At 74.7% G+C, this 15,603-nt stretch carries 14 protein-coding genes; 8 read left to right on the top strand and 6 right to left on the bottom strand.

Going from position 1 to position 15,603, the window contains the following annotated elements; genetic code table 11:
• Positions 1-85 precede the first annotated feature (85 nt).
• Positions 86-1,945: a glycoside hydrolase family 3 protein gene (locus ABT299_RS37450; RefSeq protein WP_500253628.1), complete on the top strand. Its 1,860-nt coding sequence runs from the start codon at positions 86-88 to the stop codon at positions 1,943-1,945.
• 110 nt (positions 1,946-2,055) lie between these two features.
• Complete coding sequence (locus tag ABT299_RS37445) at positions 2,056-3,300, top strand: ROK family protein (RefSeq protein WP_500253627.1); 1,245 nt, start codon at positions 2,056-2,058, stop codon at positions 3,298-3,300.
• Here ABT299_RS37445 and ABT299_RS37440 read toward each other — a convergent pair.
• The 5 genes from ABT299_RS37440 to pdhA all read right to left on the bottom strand — a co-directional run bounded on the left by ABT299_RS37440 (position 3,278) and on the right by pdhA (position 8,730).
• A complete protein-coding gene (locus ABT299_RS37440) occupies positions 3,278-4,387 on the bottom strand; it encodes an AAA family ATPase (protein WP_500253626.1) in 1,110 nt (369 codons plus the stop codon). The two genes, ABT299_RS37445 and ABT299_RS37440, sit on opposite strands and share 23 nt — an antisense overlap.
• The gene (pnuC, locus tag ABT299_RS37435; protein ID WP_190868863.1) at positions 4,384-5,025 is read right to left on the bottom strand and encodes a nicotinamide riboside transporter PnuC; all 642 of its coding nucleotides are present in this window, start codon (positions 5,023-5,025) and stop codon (positions 4,384-4,386) included. The genes ABT299_RS37440 and pnuC overlap by 4 nt, the downstream gene beginning before the upstream one ends.
• A gap of 122 nt (positions 5,026-5,147) precedes the next feature.
• A complete protein-coding gene (locus ABT299_RS37430; protein ID WP_500253625.1) occupies positions 5,148-6,509 on the bottom strand; it encodes a dihydrolipoamide acetyltransferase family protein in 1,362 nt (453 codons plus the stop codon).
• A complete protein-coding gene (locus ABT299_RS37425) occupies positions 6,506-7,555 on the bottom strand; it encodes an alpha-ketoacid dehydrogenase subunit beta (RefSeq protein WP_387028647.1) in 1,050 nt (349 codons plus the stop codon). The genes ABT299_RS37430 and ABT299_RS37425 overlap by 4 nt, the downstream gene beginning before the upstream one ends.
• 11 nt (positions 7,556-7,566) lie before the next feature.
• A complete protein-coding gene (pdhA, locus tag ABT299_RS37420; protein ID WP_387028649.1) occupies positions 7,567-8,730 on the bottom strand; it encodes a pyruvate dehydrogenase (acetyl-transferring) E1 component subunit alpha in 1,164 nt (387 codons plus the stop codon).
• A 144-nt stretch (positions 8,731-8,874) separates the two neighbouring features.
• Here pdhA and ABT299_RS37415 point away from each other — a divergent pair, with 144 nt between their 5' ends.
• Entirely contained in the window at positions 8,875-9,507 is a 633-nt protein-coding gene (locus tag ABT299_RS37415; RefSeq protein WP_347257075.1) for a GntR family transcriptional regulator, read from the top strand.
• Between the two features lie 49 nt (positions 9,508-9,556).
• Here ABT299_RS37415 and ABT299_RS37410 read toward each other — a convergent pair whose 3' ends face one another.
• Positions 9,557-10,252, bottom strand: a complete 696-nt coding sequence (locus ABT299_RS37410; protein WP_500253624.1) for a GntR family transcriptional regulator — start codon at positions 10,250-10,252, stop codon at positions 9,557-9,559.
• Positions 10,253-10,414: 162 nt separating this feature from the next.
• Between ABT299_RS37410 and ABT299_RS37405 the strand changes: the two genes are divergently transcribed.
• Genes ABT299_RS37405 through ABT299_RS37385 form a run of 5 tightly spaced genes read left to right on the top strand, consistent with a single transcriptional unit; the run spans position 10,415 to position 15,429 of the window.
• Positions 10,415-11,647: an NRAMP family divalent metal transporter gene (locus tag ABT299_RS37405; protein ID WP_500253623.1), complete on the top strand. Its 1,233-nt coding sequence runs from the start codon at positions 10,415-10,417 to the stop codon at positions 11,645-11,647.
• Between the two features lie 8 nt (positions 11,648-11,655).
• Positions 11,656-12,264 carry a 5-oxoprolinase subunit B family protein gene (locus ABT299_RS37400; protein WP_500253622.1) on the top strand — a complete coding sequence of 203 codons (609 nt, stop codon included), beginning with the start codon at positions 11,656-11,658 and terminating at the stop codon, positions 12,262-12,264.
• A complete protein-coding gene (locus ABT299_RS37395; RefSeq protein WP_500253621.1) occupies positions 12,261-13,211 on the top strand; it encodes a 5-oxoprolinase subunit C family protein in 951 nt (316 codons plus the stop codon). Before ABT299_RS37400 ends, ABT299_RS37395 begins: the two co-directional genes overlap by 4 nt.
• Positions 13,208-13,999, top strand: a complete 792-nt coding sequence (locus tag ABT299_RS37390; protein ID WP_347257076.1) for a putative hydro-lyase — start codon at positions 13,208-13,210, stop codon at positions 13,997-13,999. Before ABT299_RS37395 ends, ABT299_RS37390 begins: the two co-directional genes overlap by 4 nt.
• Before the next feature lie 20 nt (positions 14,000-14,019).
• Positions 14,020-15,429 (top strand): protein kinase domain-containing protein, encoded by a 1,410-nt coding sequence (locus ABT299_RS37385; RefSeq protein WP_500253620.1) that lies wholly within the window; start codon positions 14,020-14,022, stop codon positions 15,427-15,429.
• The last annotated feature ends 174 nt before the right edge of the window (positions 15,430-15,603 follow it).

Below are 15,603 nucleotides of genomic sequence, written 5' to 3'. Positions count from 1 at the left end.
ATTGGTCGGGCGGCGGCCGGCAGATATTGCCGGCCGCTTGCGCCCGCTTGCGCCGGAATTGGCCGTCGCCGGAAAAACCTTCCTCATGGACTGCTCCTGCGTGCGGGCGGCCCGGGTGCGGCTGCTCGCCCTCGGCCTGCCGGCGCTGCTCGCCCTCGGCTCGCCGTCCGTGCCCGCGCTGGCCGCCGGTCCGGAGCGCGCGGCCGCCGCCCCGTACCTCGATCCCGCGCTGCCCGTCGCGGCCCGCGTCGACGACCTGCTCTCCCGGATGAGCCTGGACGACAAGCTCGGGCAGATGACGCAGCCCGAACGCCGGTACATCACCCCGGAGGAGGTCGGGAGGTACCGGATCGGGTCGGTCATGTCGGCGGGCGGTTCGGCGCCGTCCCCGAACACGGCGAAGAGCTGGGCGGACATGGACGACGCGTTCCAGAAGGGCGCGCTGTCGGCCCCGCTGCGCATCCCGATGCTGTACGGGGTGGACGCGGTGCACGGCGACAACAACGTGGTCGGCGCGACGATCTTCCCGCACGCCATCGGGCTCGGCGCCTCGCGCGATCCGGAGCTCGTCCGGGAGATCGGGGCGGCGACGGCCGAGGAGATGGCCGCGACCGGAGCGGACTGGGACTTCGCGCCCTGCCTGTGCGTCGCCCGCGACGACCGCTGGGGACGCACATACGAGTCGTTCGGCGAGGTCCCGGAGCTGCCGTCCGCCATGACCTCGCTCATCGACGGGCTCCAGGGCGCGAAGCCGGGCGGCCCCGCGTCGGTCCTCGCCACGGCGAAGCACTTCGTCGGCGACGGCGGCACCGAGGGCGGCCGGGACCGCGGCGACGCGCGGATCTCCGAGGAGGAGCTGCGGGCGGTGCACCTGCCGCCGTTCCGGGAGGCCGTCCGGCGCGGCGTCGGGTCGGTGATGGTGTCCTACAGCTCGTGGAACGGCGTGAAGATGCACGCGAACCGGTACCTGATCACCGGGGTGCTGAAGGGCGAGCTCGGCTTCGGGGGCTTCGTCGTGTCCGACTACCAGGGCGTCGACCGGATCGACGGCAAGGCGGGCATGACGAGGGACGAGATCGCGAAGGCGGTCAACGCCGGGATCGACATGGTCATGGTGCCGGAGAAGTGGAAGGACTTCATCGCGGGCCTGCGCGCCGAGGTGGAGGACGGGACGGTCCCGATGGCGCGCGTCGACGACGCCAACCGCCGCATCCTGACGCAGAAGATGAGGTTCGGGCTGTTCGAGCGGCCGATGGCCGACCGGAGCCTCCTGAAGACGGTCGGGAGCGCCGCGCACCGCGCGCTCGCCCGCCGCGCCGTCGCCGAGTCGCAGGTGCTGCTGAAGAACGACGGCGTCCTGCCGCTGCGCCGCGACGGGAAGATCTTCGTCGCGGGGCGCAGCGCCGACGACATCGGCATGCAGTCCGGCGGCTGGACGGTGACGTGGCAGGGATCGCCGGGCCGGACGACGCCCGGGACGACGATCCTGGAGGGCATCAGGCAAGTCGCGGGAGAGCGGGCGAAGGTCGGCTACGACCGGGACGGCAACGGGATCGACAAGTCCTACGACGCGGCGGTGGCCGTCGTCGGGGAGAAGCCGTACGCCGAGTACCACGGCGACCGGCCCGGCGGCCTCGCCCTCGACGAGGAGGACCTGGCGACCGTCGAGCGGCTGCGCGCCTCGGGCGTGCCGGTCGCCGTCGTCCTGGTGTCCGGGCGCCCGCTGGACGTCGCGTCCCGGCTCGGCGGCTGGAACGCGCTCGTCGCGTCGTGGCTGCCGGGCACCGAGGGAGCGGGCGTCGCCGACGTGCTGTTCGGCGACGCCCGGCCGTCCGGCAGGCTGCCGGTGACGTGGCCGCGCGACGGCGGCCAGGAGCCGGTCAACCGCGGCGACGGCAAGAAGCCGCTCTTCCCGTTCGGATACGGCCTCGCCTACGGCGGCTGAGGGACGCCGGGCCGGAGTATCGTGGGCGCCGTCCGGCCACTTGTGCAGGTGCCTTCCATAAGTAGGACGGCCTTGAGCCGCCGGCCCGCAGACCGCCGTCGGGGGGTGCCGTGTCCGAACACTCGCTGCACGGGGGCGACCTTTCGGTGCTGCGCCGCCTGAACTCCGCCGCCACCCTGCGGGAGCTGCGCGACGGCGGCGAGTCGACGCTGTCCGGGCTGGCCCGCCGGGTCGGGCTGTCGCGCCCCACCACCGAGGGCGTGCTCGGCGACCTGATCGGCCGCGGCCTGGTCGCCGAGGTCGCGCCGCGGCCCGGCAGCGGGCTCGGCCGGCCCGCCCGCCGCTACCGGTTCCGCGCCGAGGCCGGCCATGCCCTCGGCGTCGAGATCGACGCGCACCACGTCCGGCTGCTCCTCACGGACCTGTGCGGCGCGAACGTCGGCGGCCGCCGCGCGGAACTCGACACCTACGCCCGGCCGGACGTCCGCATCGCCGCCGTCCGCGCGGCCGTCAAGGAGTGCCTGGCCGAGGCCGGGATCGACCGGCGGTCGCTGCGGGCCGTCGCGATCGGCACCCCCGGCGTCGTCGGCCCCGACGGCACCGTCACCCGCTGCGCCGCCGTCCCCGGGTGGGAGGGCGTCGAGCTCGGCCGTGAACTCGGCCGGTCGTTCGCCTGCCCGGTGCTGGTGGAGAACGACGCCAACCTCGCGGCGATGGCCGAGCGGTGGTGCGGCACCGCCCGCGCGGCCGACGACGTCGTGTGCGTGCTCGCCGGGCTGCACACCGGCGCGGGCGCCCTGATCGGCGGGCGCCTGCACCGCGGCCGGTGGGGCGCCGCGGGCGAGATCGGGATGCTGCCCGAGCTGGGCCTGCGGAACACCACGGCCGTCCTGATCACCGGCGCAGAGCCCGGGCCCGCGGCGGCCGGGGCGGCGCTCGCGGGACTCGCCTCCGCCGGCCCCGCGCTGGAGGACGCCGCGCGCGTGCTCGCCGCGGCCGGGCGGCGGGACGCGGCGGCGCTGGAGGCGGTCGAACGGCTCGCCGCGCGGATGTCGCGCGGCATCGCCGCGATGGCCCTCGCCCTGGATCCGGAGATGATCGTCGTCGGCGGGCCGCTGGTCGGCGCGGGAGCGCCGCTGGTGGACGCGCTGCGCCGGCACGTGCCGCCGCTCTGCCTGAGCCCCGTCCGCATCGAGGCGTCCCGGCTGGGCGACGAGGCGATCGGGATCGGCGCCGTCCGGCTGGCCCTCGACCGCATCGACGAGGACCTCTTCCGCGTCGACCGGGCGCCCGCCGCGGCGGAGCCGCCCGGGCCGGCCGAGCCGTCCGGGGCTACGGAGCCAGGGGCGCGCTGAACGACCAGCCGCGCGCGAGCAGCGCGTCGGCGGCCTCGACGGCGGCGGCGAGCCGCTCCTCGTGCGGGCCGGTGACCACGATGTGCGGGAGGCCCCGCTTCTCCAGCTCCTCCCGGAACCGGTCCGACATCCAGGACCGGACCGACTCGCCGTCCCGCCAGCCGTCCTGCTCGAACGGCACGCCGTCCGGCGAGGTCAGGATCCACAGGTGGTGCGGGACCCGCTCGTGGACGGCCTCGACGTCCGGGGCGGGCGCGCCGAGGTACCGCTCGTGCCAGAGCGCGGTCGCGAACGCGTCGGTGTCGCAGACCAGCAGCGGCGAACCGGTGCGCGCGGCTGCGTCCTCCAGCGCGGCGTGCCGTTCGGCGATCGCGGTGAACTCGGCGGACTCCCAGCCCAGGCCGTCCAGCCACAGCGACGGGTCGCCCGCGGCGCGGCGCGCGGCGGCCAGCTTCTCCTCGGTGAAGGTGCGCCCGTACTCCGGGACCCACCGCGTCGCCGCCCACACCCCGCCGCGTCCGGCGTAGTGCGCGGCGAGCGCGCGCGCCAGCGTCGTCGTGCCGGTCGACTCGGCGCCGGTCACCACGACGCGGCGCGCCAGGTACGCGCGGACGGGCGGTGACAGCCACTCCCACGCCGCCACCGGGTCCGCGCGGACGGCGGTGCCGCTGACCGGGAACCGCTCGCGCGGCGGGTCCACCGGCACGTGGACGGCGGAGAACCGGGCGGCCAGCTCGGCGCCGTACGGCTCGGAGCTGAACACCGCGTCGACCGGCGGGACGGCCACGCCGAGCCCCGACCGCAGCGCGAGCCCCGCCCGGAACGCCGCGACGTGCGCCGACCAGATCTCGTCGGAGCCGTAGTCGATCTCGGCGTCGTCCACCGCCGGGACGATCTCCACGTGCGGCTGCGGGTGCGCCTCCCGCAGCCAGGCGGTGCGCAGGGCGAGCGGGACGCTCTCCACGGTGGACGCGGCGACGACCACCGTCACCCGGGCGCACGCCGCGGCGGCGGTGTCGATCAGGTGGTGGTGGCCCGCGTGCGGCGGGTAGAACTTGCCGATGACGAGCCCGTGCTCGTGGGTCATGCCGGCACCGCGGCCGTCCGCCGCCGGAGGTCGCGGCGCCAGGCGACCAGGCCCGCGACGCAGAGCGCGAGGAACAGCACGTACAGGGCGCCGGTCAGCTTCAGCTCCTTGTAGAAGTACAGCGGGATGTAGATCAGGTCGGCGGCGATCCACAGCCACCACGACTCCAGCAGCTTGCGGGACTGCCCGTAGGTCGCGACGAGCGACAGCGCGGTGGTCAGCGCGTCCCAGAACGGGACGGTGGAGTCCGTCCAGGCCGACAGCATCCAGGTCAGCAGCGCCGTCCCGGCCGCGCCGGCGACGGCGAGCCCGGCCCACTCGGTGCGCGCGGTGCGCCGGACGGGCAGCTCGTCGCGGCCGTCGCCGGCGTAGAGCCAGACCCACCACCCGTACAGCTGGAGGACGACGTAGACGACCTGGAGCCCGGCGTCGGCGTAGAGGCCGCCGTCCAGGAACACCAGGCCCAGCAGGACGACGTTGGCGATGCCGACCGGCCAGTTCAGGATGTTCTGCCGGACGACCAGCCAGACGTTGACCGCGCCGGTGGCGAAGCCGAGCAGCTCCGCCCACGTGGTGGGCACCGACCCGAGGTGGAACGCCGGATCGAGCAGGGGACCCAGCGGAACGTTCACGGCCATGGCGGCAATGATCACATGTCGTCAGAAAGACGACAAGTGGCGCGCGGCCCCGGTGACCTCCGCGATCACCGGGGCCGCGCGATCACCGGGGCCGCGCGCTCACCCTCGCGGCCGGGCCGTGCTCACGCCACGATCAGCAGCGGGTTCTGTAGCAGCTCGGCGAGGCGGGCGAGGAACTTCGCGGCCGTCGCGCCGTCGCAGGCGCGGTGGTCGACCGAGAGCGTCACCGCCATCCGCTTGCCCGGGACGACCTGCCCGTCGCGCACCACCGGCTCGTCGCGGACGGCGCCGACCGCGAGGATCGCGGCCTCCGGCGGGTTGATCACCGCGGAGAACGAGTCGACGCCGAACATGCCGAGGTTGCTGACGCTGAACGTGCCGCCGCTCATCTCCTGCGCGGACAGCTTCCCGTCCCGCGCCTTCCCCGCCAGCTCGCGGGTCTCCCGGCCGATCTGCGAGACGCTCTTGCGGTCGGCGTCCTTCACGACCGGGACGACCAGGCCGTCCGCCACGGCGACGGCGACGCCGACGTGCACCCGCTTGTGGAAGAGCAGGTTCTCCTCGGTGTAGGAGACGTTGACCTCGGGGTGCTCGCGCAGCGCCGTGGCCACCGCCTTCACGACCAGGTCGTTGACGCTGACCTTCGCCGGGGCCAGCGCCTCGTTGAGGGTGGCGCGGAACGCCAGCAGCGCCTCGGCGTCCACCTCCCGGTTGAGGTAGAAGTGCGGCGCGTTCCGCTTGCTCTCGGTGAGCCGCCGCGCCGCGACCTTGCGGAAGCGGTTGAGCGGGACGGCCTCGACGTCCGGGTCCTCGGCGGCCTGCGGCCGCGCGGCGGGCGCGGGCGCCTGGGCCGGAGCGGCGGCGGGCGCCGGGGCGGCGGGCGCCTCGGCGGCGGGCGCGGGCGCGGTGCCCGTGGCGCCGTCGCGGATCGCGGCCTCGATGTCGGCGCGGACGATGCGCCCGCCCGGCCCGGACCCGGTCAGCGTCGCGAGGTCGAGGCCGTGGTCGCGGGCCAGCCGGCGCGCCAGCGGCGACGACGGCGGGCGGGACGCGCCGGTCCGGCGCTCGGCCGGCGCCGGATGCGCCGGGGCGGGTGCCGCGGCGGGCGCGGCGGCCTGCACGGGCTCCGGGGCCGGCTCCGGCGCGGCGGCGGGCTGCGCGGGCGCGGCCGCCGCCGCGGGGGCCGGAGCGGGTGCGGCGGCCGGGGCGGGCGCCGGCTCGGCCGCCGCCGCCTCGGTGCCCGCGCCGCCCTTCGGGGCGATCACCGCGATCGGCGCGCCGATCGCGGCGGTCTCGCCCTCGCCGACGAGGATCTTCTCGAGCACGCCGGCCTCGTAGGCCTCGTACTCCATGACCGCCTTGTCGGTCTCGATGTCCACCAGGACGTCGCCGACCGCCACCTCGTCGCCCGGCTGCTTCTGCCAGGAGCTGATGACGCCCTCCTCCATGGTGTCGGAGAGGCGCGGCATGAGGATCTCGGTCATCGGGCGGGCTCCAGCATCGTCGGCGGGGGTGTGGGGGTCGTCCCCCTCGGGATACGGCCGGTCGCGCGGAGCGTGTCGCGGACGGCGGTGAGCAGGGAGTCGGCGGACGGCAGCGCCGCCGACTCCAGGGACTTGGCGTAGGGCAGCGGCACCTCCGCCATCGCGACGCGGCGGACCGGCGCGTCCAGCCAGTCGAAGGCGCCCTCCTGGATCGTCGCGGCGATCTCCGCGCCGATCCCGTAGGTCAGCCAGTCGTCCTCGGCGACGACCGCGCAGCCGGTCTTGCGGACCGACTCGACGATCGTCGCGCGGTCCAGCGGGCGCAGGCTGCGCAGGTCCACGACCTCGGCGGAGACGCCCTCGGCGGCGAGGGTCTCGGCGACCTCGGAGGCGACCCGCGCCATCCGCGAGTAGCCGATGATCGTGATGTCGGTGCCGGGGCGGGTGACGGCGGCGCGGCCGATCTCGGCCGGCTCGATCTCCTCGACCGGGGCCGGCAGCTCGCCCTTGGTGTTGTAGAGGGCGAGGTTCTCCAGGAACAGCACCGGGTCGTCGTCGCGGATCGCGGCCTTCAGCATGGCCGACGCCTCGGCTGGCGTGCTCGGCGCGACGACCTTCAGGCCGGGGATGAACGAGTAGAACAGCTCGACGTTCTGCGAGTGGGTGGCGCCGAGCTGCTGGCCGCCGCCGCCCGGCGTGCGGATCACCATCGGCACGCTGGCCTGGCCGCCGAACATGCCGTAGATCTTGGCGGCGTGGTTGACGATCTGGTCCAGCGCGAGCAGCGAGAAGTTGATCGTCATGATCTCCACGACGGGGCGCAGGCCGAGCATCGCGGCGCCGATCGCGGCGCCGACGAAGCCCTCCTCGGCGATCGGGGTGTCCCGGACGCGTTTCGGCCCGAACTCCTTCAGCAGCCCCTCGGTGATCTTGTAGGAGCCCTCGAAGAGCCCGATCTCCTCGCCCATCAGGAAGACGTTCTCGTCGCGGAGCATCTCCGCGCGCAGCGTGTCCCGGAGCGCCTGGCGGTAAGTGACGGGTGCCATCAGCGTGCTCCTCAGGAACTGAATACCGGGTCGGCGGGCAGGCGGCGCAGCTCGCCCGGGACGGGGGTGGCGTAGGTGTAGTCGAACAGCGTGGAGACCTCGGGGGCCGGGCTCTCGTCGGCGAACGCGGCGGCGGCGTCGATCGCGGCGGTGACCTCCGCGTCGAGGCGGTCGCGCTCGTCGTGCGACAGGATCCCCGCCTCCTCCAGCTCCAGCGCCATCCGGGCGAGGGGGTCGGCGGCCTTCAGGGCCTCCTTCTCCTCCTTGGACCGGTAGCGGGCCGGGTCGACGACCGAGTGGCCCTTGAGCCGGGGGCTGGTGGTCTCCAGCAGGTAGGGCTTGCTCTCGCTGCGGGCGCGCTCCACGGCGTGGCGCGCGGCGTCCCGCACGGCGACGACGTCGGTGCCGTCCACCCGGACGCTCTCCATCCGGTAGGCGGCGCCGCGCCGGTACAGCTCGGGCTCGGCGGCGGAGTGCTCCACGGTGGTGCCCATGCCCAGCCCGTTGTTGATCACTACGAAGACGACCGGGAGGTCCCAGAGGCCGGCGATGTTCAGCGACTCGTGGAACGCGCCGATCGCGGTGGTCCCGTCGCCCATGTGGCACATCACGACCTCGTCGCCGCCCTTGTAGGAGACGGCGAGGGCGGCGCCGGCCGCGAGCGGGACCTGCCCGCCGACGATGCCGTACCCGCCGAGCAGCCGCGCCTCGGCGTCGAACAGGTGCATGGACCCGCCCCAGCCCTTGGAGACGCCGGTGGAGCGCCCGTAGAGCTCGGCCATCACGCGCTCGGCGGAGATGCCCTTGGCGAGGGCGTAGCCGTGCTCGCGGTAGTTGGTGAACAGGTAGTCGGTGGGGCGCAGCGCGGCCATCAGGCCGACGACGGTCGCCTCCTCGCCGAGGTTCAGGTGGCAGTAGCCCCCGATCTTGGCCTCGGTGTAGGCGCGGGCGGCCCGCTCCTCGAAGCGGCGGATCAGCAGCATCTGGCGGTAGTACGCCACCAGCGTCTCGGCGCTCTCCGCCGGGGCGTCCGGGGCGGCGCCGTCGACGGCGGGCTCGCTCGCGGCGCCGTTGCCCGCCGGAGCGGCGGCCGGCCCGGAGGCCTTGGTGCCGCGCGCTCTCCGGGTCGTGCGAGCCGGAGCGGCCTTGGTAGCTGACCGGGTGGTCTCAGCCATCGGCGACCTTCCTAAGTCCGGGGGAACGCCGTAGGATCGCCACGACGCTCACCGATCATCATTGATCAATGATCGATCATATTCGAGTCTATCTCCTCCGGCGTCAAGACTCACTTACCGTCGCCCCGTCTAATATTGGCTCCCGTGAACACGCCCGTCCCCGCCCAGCTGCTGCGCACCGGGCTCGCCGACCAGATCCGCGAGTTCATCGTGGAGGGCATCAGCGCGGGCCGGTGGGAGCCGGGCGAGCGCATCGTCGAGCGCCGCATCGCCACCGAGCTCGGCGTCAGCCAGGGGCCGGTGCGCGAGGCGCTGCGGCAGCTGGAGGCGCAGCGGCTGATCGAGTCGCTGCCGAACCGGGGCGCCCGCGTCCGCGAGTTCACCGAGCAGGACCTCGCCGAGATCTTCCCCGTCCGCGCCGGGCTGGAGCGCACCGCCGCCGAGCTCGGCATGGCGCGGATCAGCGGCTGCCTGGACGCGCTGGAGGAGCGCAACCGGCAGCTGAGCGAGGCGGCGCGCGAGGGCGACCTGCACGAGCAGATGCGGCTCAGCATCGCCTTCCACCGCGAGATCGTCGAGGCGGCCGGGAACCGGCTGCTGTTCTCGGTGTGGGAGGGCCTCGGCATCGAGCTGTGGACGACCCTGTCGCTGCGGCTGCACCACACCGAGATCTACTCCAAGTCGGCCGAGCACGCCGAGCTGATCGAGGCGTTCCGCCGCCGCGACCCGCAGGCCCCGCAGCTGCTGCACGACCACGTCATGAACTACGCGCCCTGAGGCGCCCGCGCGCGGTCCCGGCACGTCTCCCTCCGCCTCGCGGCGGGGGTCACTCCTGCTCGCGGTAGGCCTTGGTGAGCTGCGCCTCCGCGTCGTCGAGATAGGAGCGCAGCTCCGCCTCGGCGGCCGCGGCGTCGCCCCGCTCCAGCAGGTCGTAGAGCCGCCGGTTGCGGGCCAGGTACGGCTCGTGGAACTCGCGCGGCGACCCCATCTCGTGGAAGACCAGGCGCATCTCGGCCAGCAGGTGCCGGATCATCTCGTCCACCCGGGGGCTGCCGACCAGCGCGGCGAGCGCCTGGTGGAAGCGGATGTCGGCGGTGCCGACCTGCGCCCAGCGCCCGCCGGCGGCGGCGTGCTCGCCGTCGGCCACGGCCGCCTCCACCCGGGCGAGCGCCTCGCGCGGCGCGGACGGCGCGCACCGCACGCCCTCGCACTCCAGGATGCGGCGGACCCGGTACAGGTCGGCGAGCCCTTCGGCGGTGACGCGGCGGACGAACACGCCCCGGTTGAACTCGTGCACGAGCAGCCGCTCGTTGATGAGCAGCCGGAACGCCTCGCGGATGGTGTTGCGGGAGACCTTGGCGGCGCGGCCGAGGTCCTCCTCGGGGATCCGGTCGCCGGGCGCGAGGCGCCCGTCGGTGATCTGCTCGCGCAGCAGGTGGGCGACGCGGTCCGCGGTGCTGAGCCGGCCGATGTCGTCCCGCGCCGCAGCGATGTTCTCCAGCCACGACTCCTGCGCCGGCATCGGCCCGTCCTCCCCGCGGTGGCGCGGCGCCGCGGGGGCGCGCGCGTGACTCGTACGGCACCACCGTATCCCCTCTCCGAGAGGATTCATCAACAAGGGGATTGAAGGATTGTTGAACAATCCTTACCCTGGCGGAAAGCCGACACCCCGGAAGGGGCAGCCATGACGGACACCACCCTCGACCACACGCCGGCCTCCCCGCCCACCTCCTCCTCCCGCCGCGGCGCGCTCCTCGGCGCCATGTTCCTGATGGCCACCAGCGCCATCGGCCCCGGGTTCATCACCCAGACGACCACCTTCACCGCCAAGCTCGGCGCCGCGATGGCGTTCGCGATCCTGGTGTCGGTGCTGGTCGACATCGCGATCCAGCTGAACGTGTGGCGGATCGTCGGCGTCTCCGGACGGCGCGCCCAGGACCTCGGCAACCGGGTGGTGCCCGGCGGCGGCTACGCGCTGGCCGCGCTGGACGTCTTCGGCGGCCTGGTGTTCAACATCGGCAACGTGGCCGGCTGCGCGCTCGGGCTGAACGCGCTGCTCGGCCTGGACGTCAAGATCGGCGGCGCGCTGTCCGCGCTGGTCGCCATCGCGATCTTCCTGATCCGGCGGGCCGGCGTGGCGATGGACCGGATCGTGGTGGTGCTCGGCGCCGTCATGATCGTGATGACGCTCTACGTGGCGGTGAAGTCCGGGCCGCCGCTCGGCGACGCGCTCCGCGAGACCGTCGCGCCCGGGCAGGTCGACTTCCTCGTCATCACCACGCTGATCGGCGGGACCGTCGGCGGCTACATCACCTACGCCGGCGCGCACCGCATGATCGAATCCGGGCTGACCGGGCCCGGCAGCATCCGGGAGATCAACCGCAGCGCCGTCACCGGGATCGTCGTCACCGGCGTGATGCGGGTGCTGCTCTTCCTCGCCGTGCTGGGCGTCGTCGCCGGCGGCGTCACCCTCGCCAAGGACAACCCGGCGCCCTCGGCCTTCCAGCACGCCGCCGGCGAGACCGGGCTGCGCGTGTTCGGCCTGATCATGTGGTCCGCCGCGATCACCTCGGTGATCGGCGCGTCCTACACCTCCGTGTCGTTCCTGGTGTCGTTCTCCGGCTGGATCGAGCGGCACCGCAACCGGCTCGTCGTCGCGTTCATCCTGGTCTCCACCGCGATCTACCTGGCGATGGGGACCACCCCGGCCAAGCTGCTGATCCTCGCCGGCGCGCTGAACGGCCTCATCCTGCCGTTCGGGCTGGCCGTGCTCCTGTGGGTCGCCGCCCGCCGTCGCGACCTGCTCGGCGGGTACCGGTACCCGGCCTGGCTCCTCGCCCTCGGCGTCGCCGCCTGGCTGCTCTCCCTGTACCTCGGCTGGAACGCGCTCTCGGGCATAGAAGACCTGTGGAAGTGAGGGGACGGGTGCGGATCCTGCGGAACGGCGACCGGGCGCTGCTCGTCGAGCTGCCCGGAGCGGAGGCGATGCTCCGCCTGTACGCGGCGCTCAGCGCCGCGCCGCCGCCCGGCGTCACCGACATCGTCCCGGCGGCCCGCACCCTCACCCTGCTGCTCGACCCGTCCGCCGACCCCGCCGGGGTCGCCGCCGCCGTGCGCGGCGCGCGCCCCGGCGCGGCGGCCGGGTCCGCGGCGGCCATAGAGGTCCCCGTCGTCTACGACGGCCCTGACCTCGACGAGGTCGCCGCGCTCACCGGACTCACCCCGGACGGCGTCGTCGCCGCCCACACCGGCACCCCGTGGCGGGTCGCGTTCACCGGGTTCGCGCCCGGATTCGGCTACCTCGACGGCGGCGACCCGCGGCTGGACGTCCCGCGCCGCGGCACCCCGCGGGTCCGGGTCCCGGCCGGCGCGGTCGGCCTCGCGGGCCGCTTCAGCGGCGTCTACCCGGTCGAGTCGCCGGGAGGCTGGCAGCTCATAGGGCGTACGGAGGCCGTCCTGTGGGACCTCGACCGCGACCCGCCCGCCCTGCTCCGCCCTGGAGGAAAAGTTTGTTTCGTCCGGAGGGAACCATGAAGCGGGGCTTGGACGTTCTCCGATCAGGACTCCTGGCAACCGTTCAGGATCTGGGACGTCCGGGTCACGCGGCGCTCGGCGTGGGGGTGGCGGGCGCCGCGGACCCGGATTCGTTCCGGCTCGCGAACCGCGCGGTCGGCAATCCCGAGGACGCCGCCGCCATCGAGACCACCTTCGGCGGGCTGCACGTCCGCTCCCGCGGGGGCGTGTTCGCGGCCGTGACCGGCGCACCCGTCCCCATGACCGTCGACGGCCGCGCCGTCGCCCCCTTCTCCGTCTTCCACGTCCCGGACGGCGCCGAGCTGCGGATGGGCGCGCCGTCCACCGGCCTGCGCAGCTACCTGGCCGTCCGCGGCGGGATCGCGGTCCCGCCCGTCCTCGGCTCCCGCTCCACCGACACGCTGTCCGGCCTCGGCCCCGCCCCGCTCAAGCCCGGCGACCTGCTGCCGATCGGCCCGGCGCCGCGCCGGGACCCGCTGCTGGACGTCCTCCCGGTCGCGCCGCCGCCCGCCCGCGACATCGTGCTGCGCGCGATCCCGGGCCCCCGCGCCGACTGGCTCGCCCCCGGCGCCCTGGACGCCCTGTTCGGCTCGCCCTACGCGGTGACCAGCGAGATCGACCGGGTCGGCATGCGGCTGGACGGCCCGCGCCTCGCGCACGCCGGGCGCGGCGAACTGCCCAGCGAGGGCACCGTCACCGGCGCGCTGCAGGTCCCGCCGTCCGGGCTGCCCGTGCTGTTCCTCGCCGACCACCCGGTCACCGGCGGCTACCCGGTGATCGCGGTGGTCGTCTCCGCCGACGTCGGGCGCGCCGCCCAGGCGCGCCCCGGGCAGCGGCTGCGGTTCCGCCCGCATCCCGCGCCCCCGCTCGCAGGACCGCCGGCCGAACAGGCCAGGCAGGCCGGACGCGCCGAACAGGCCGAACAGATCAGACAGGAGGGACCGTGACGAATCCGATCGACCCGGGCTCGCTCTCCCCGGACCAGGCAAGGGCGCTGTTCCGCGCCGGACTGCGCGTCCCCACGGCCGGGTGGTGCTCCGGCTGGACGCAGGCGAACCTCATCGCCGTGCCCCGCGACCAGGCCTACGACCTGCTGCTCTTCGCGCAGCGCAACCCCAAGCCGTGCCCCGTGCTGGACGTCACCGAGCCGGGCGCGGTGTCGGCGCCGCTGTTCGCCGGCGACCTGCGCACCGACCTGCCCGGCTACGTCGTGTACGAGCACGGCGAACCGGTCGCCGAGGCGACCGACGTCACCGGGTACTGGCGCGACGACCTGGTCTCCTTCCTCATCGGGTGCAGCTTCACGTTCGAGGACGCGCTGCGCGAGGCGGGCGTCCCCGTCCGGCACATCGAGCAGAGCACCAACGTCCCGATGTACCGGACGAACCGGATGTGCCGCCGCGCCGGCGAGTTCGGCGGCCCGCTGGTGGTGTCGATGCGGCCCGTCCCCGCCGCGCAGGTCGCCGACGCGGTCCGCGTCACCGCCCGGTACCCGTCCGTGCACGGCGCTCCCGTGCACGTCGGTGACCCCGTCGAGCTCGGCATCGCCGACCTGGACGAGCCGGACTTCGGCGACCCCGTCGAGGTCCGGGTGGACGAGATCCCGGTGTTCTGGGCGTGCGGGGTGACGCCGCAGGCCGCGGTCATGGCGTCCCGCCCGAAGCTGGCGATCGGCCACGCGCCCGGGCACATGGCGATCACCGACGCGCGCGACTCCCGGTACCTCGTGCCCTGAGTCCGGCATAGGCTTCGTCCATGCCCGAGATCGTCGCCCCCGGCGACCGGCTCGGCGAGCGCTACGTCCTGGAGGCGCCGCTGGGCGCCGGCGGGATGGCCACCGTCTGGCGCGCCACCGACCTCGTCCTGGACCGCGCCGTCGCGGTCAAGGTCCCGGCGGACGGCTGGCCGGAGGAGCTCGGCCGCCGGCTCCGCCAGGAGGCCAAGGCCGCCGCCGGCCTCGCCCACCCGAGCATCACCGGCGTGTACGACTACGGCGAGGACGACGTCACCCCGCGGACGGGCCGGTTCGCGCAGCGGCGCCGCGTCCCGTACGTGGTGATGGAGCTGCTGGACGGGGAGACCTTGGCGGCGCGGCTCGCGCGCGGCCCGATGCCCTGGCGGGAGGCGGCGGGCGTGTGCGCCCGGATCGCCGACGCGCTGGCCGCCGCGCACGCCGCCGGGGTCGTGCACCGCGACATCAAGCCGGCGAACGTGTTCCTGACGCCGGTCGGGGTGAAGGTCCTCGACTTCGGCATCGCGTTCACCGGGACGTCCGGCGGGCCCCTCCTCGGCACCCCCGCCTACGTCGCCCCCGAGCTGCTCACGGGCGCGGAGCCGGGTCCGGCCGCCGACGTCTTCTCGCTCGGCGTCGTGCTGAACCAGGCGCTGACCGGCGACGCGCCCTCAGCCGTCCTCGGCGCGCCGCCGGACGGCGTCCCCGCCGAGGTCACGGAGCTCTGCCGCCGCTGCCTGGACGGGGACCCCGAGGCCCGCCCGGCGGCGCCGGAGGCCGCGCGGGTCCTCGCGGACGCGGCGGGCGTCCAGCTCGCCCCCTTCCCGCAGTCCACGCCGGAGCCGGCGCCCCCGCCGGACGAGGAGCACCCGCCGACCCGCGTGCTGGACGAGCCGCCGCCCGACGGGCCGACGCCCGGCGCATCCCCGGCCGCACCCCTGGCCGAGGATGCGTCCCGCCCGCCGGGCCGCAAGCCGCTGATCATCGCCGGGGCGGGGATCGGCGCGGCGGGGCTGGCGGCCCTGCTCATCGGCCTGCTGACGCCGGGCTCGTCCCGGTCCTCGGACGGGCCGGGCCGTCCGCCGGCGCCGTCCCCGTCGCGGACCACCGCGGCGGTCACCGCGTGCTCGGTGGCGTACCGGATCGACGGGTCGTGGCCGCAGGGCTTCCAGGCGACGGTGCGGATCACCAACCTCGGGACGGCCGCGATCGACGGCTGGCGGCTGGCGTTCGACTTCCCCGACGGCCAGTCGATCACGCAGGTGTGGAACGCCGGGCAGCAGCAGGACGGCACCTCGGTGACCGTCACCGCGGCGGACTGGAACCGGTCGATCCCGCCGGGCGGGACGGTCGAGTTCGGGTTCCTCGGCAAGCGGGACGCGGGCGACGGGCGGCCGTCCAGGTTCACCCTGAACGGCGGGGAGTGCCGCTAGCCCCGGCTGTGGGTGGGAGCGCTCCCAGAAAGTTCTCGCAGTTCAACACCCGTTTTCGGTGGTGAATGCCGTTCGGCCTATTGTGCGGCGGCTCACCCAGGGCTTAGCATCCCCGTCAATCGAAGCGCTTCGACACCCTCATCGATCCGACCACCCCCGGTCCCACCCCCGCGA

Source organism: Spirillospora sp. NPDC000708, assembly GCF_040299565.1.
GTDB lineage: Bacteria > Actinomycetota > Actinomycetes > Streptosporangiales > Streptosporangiaceae > Spirillospora.
This window is presented reverse-complemented; position numbering and strand designations above follow the sequence as displayed.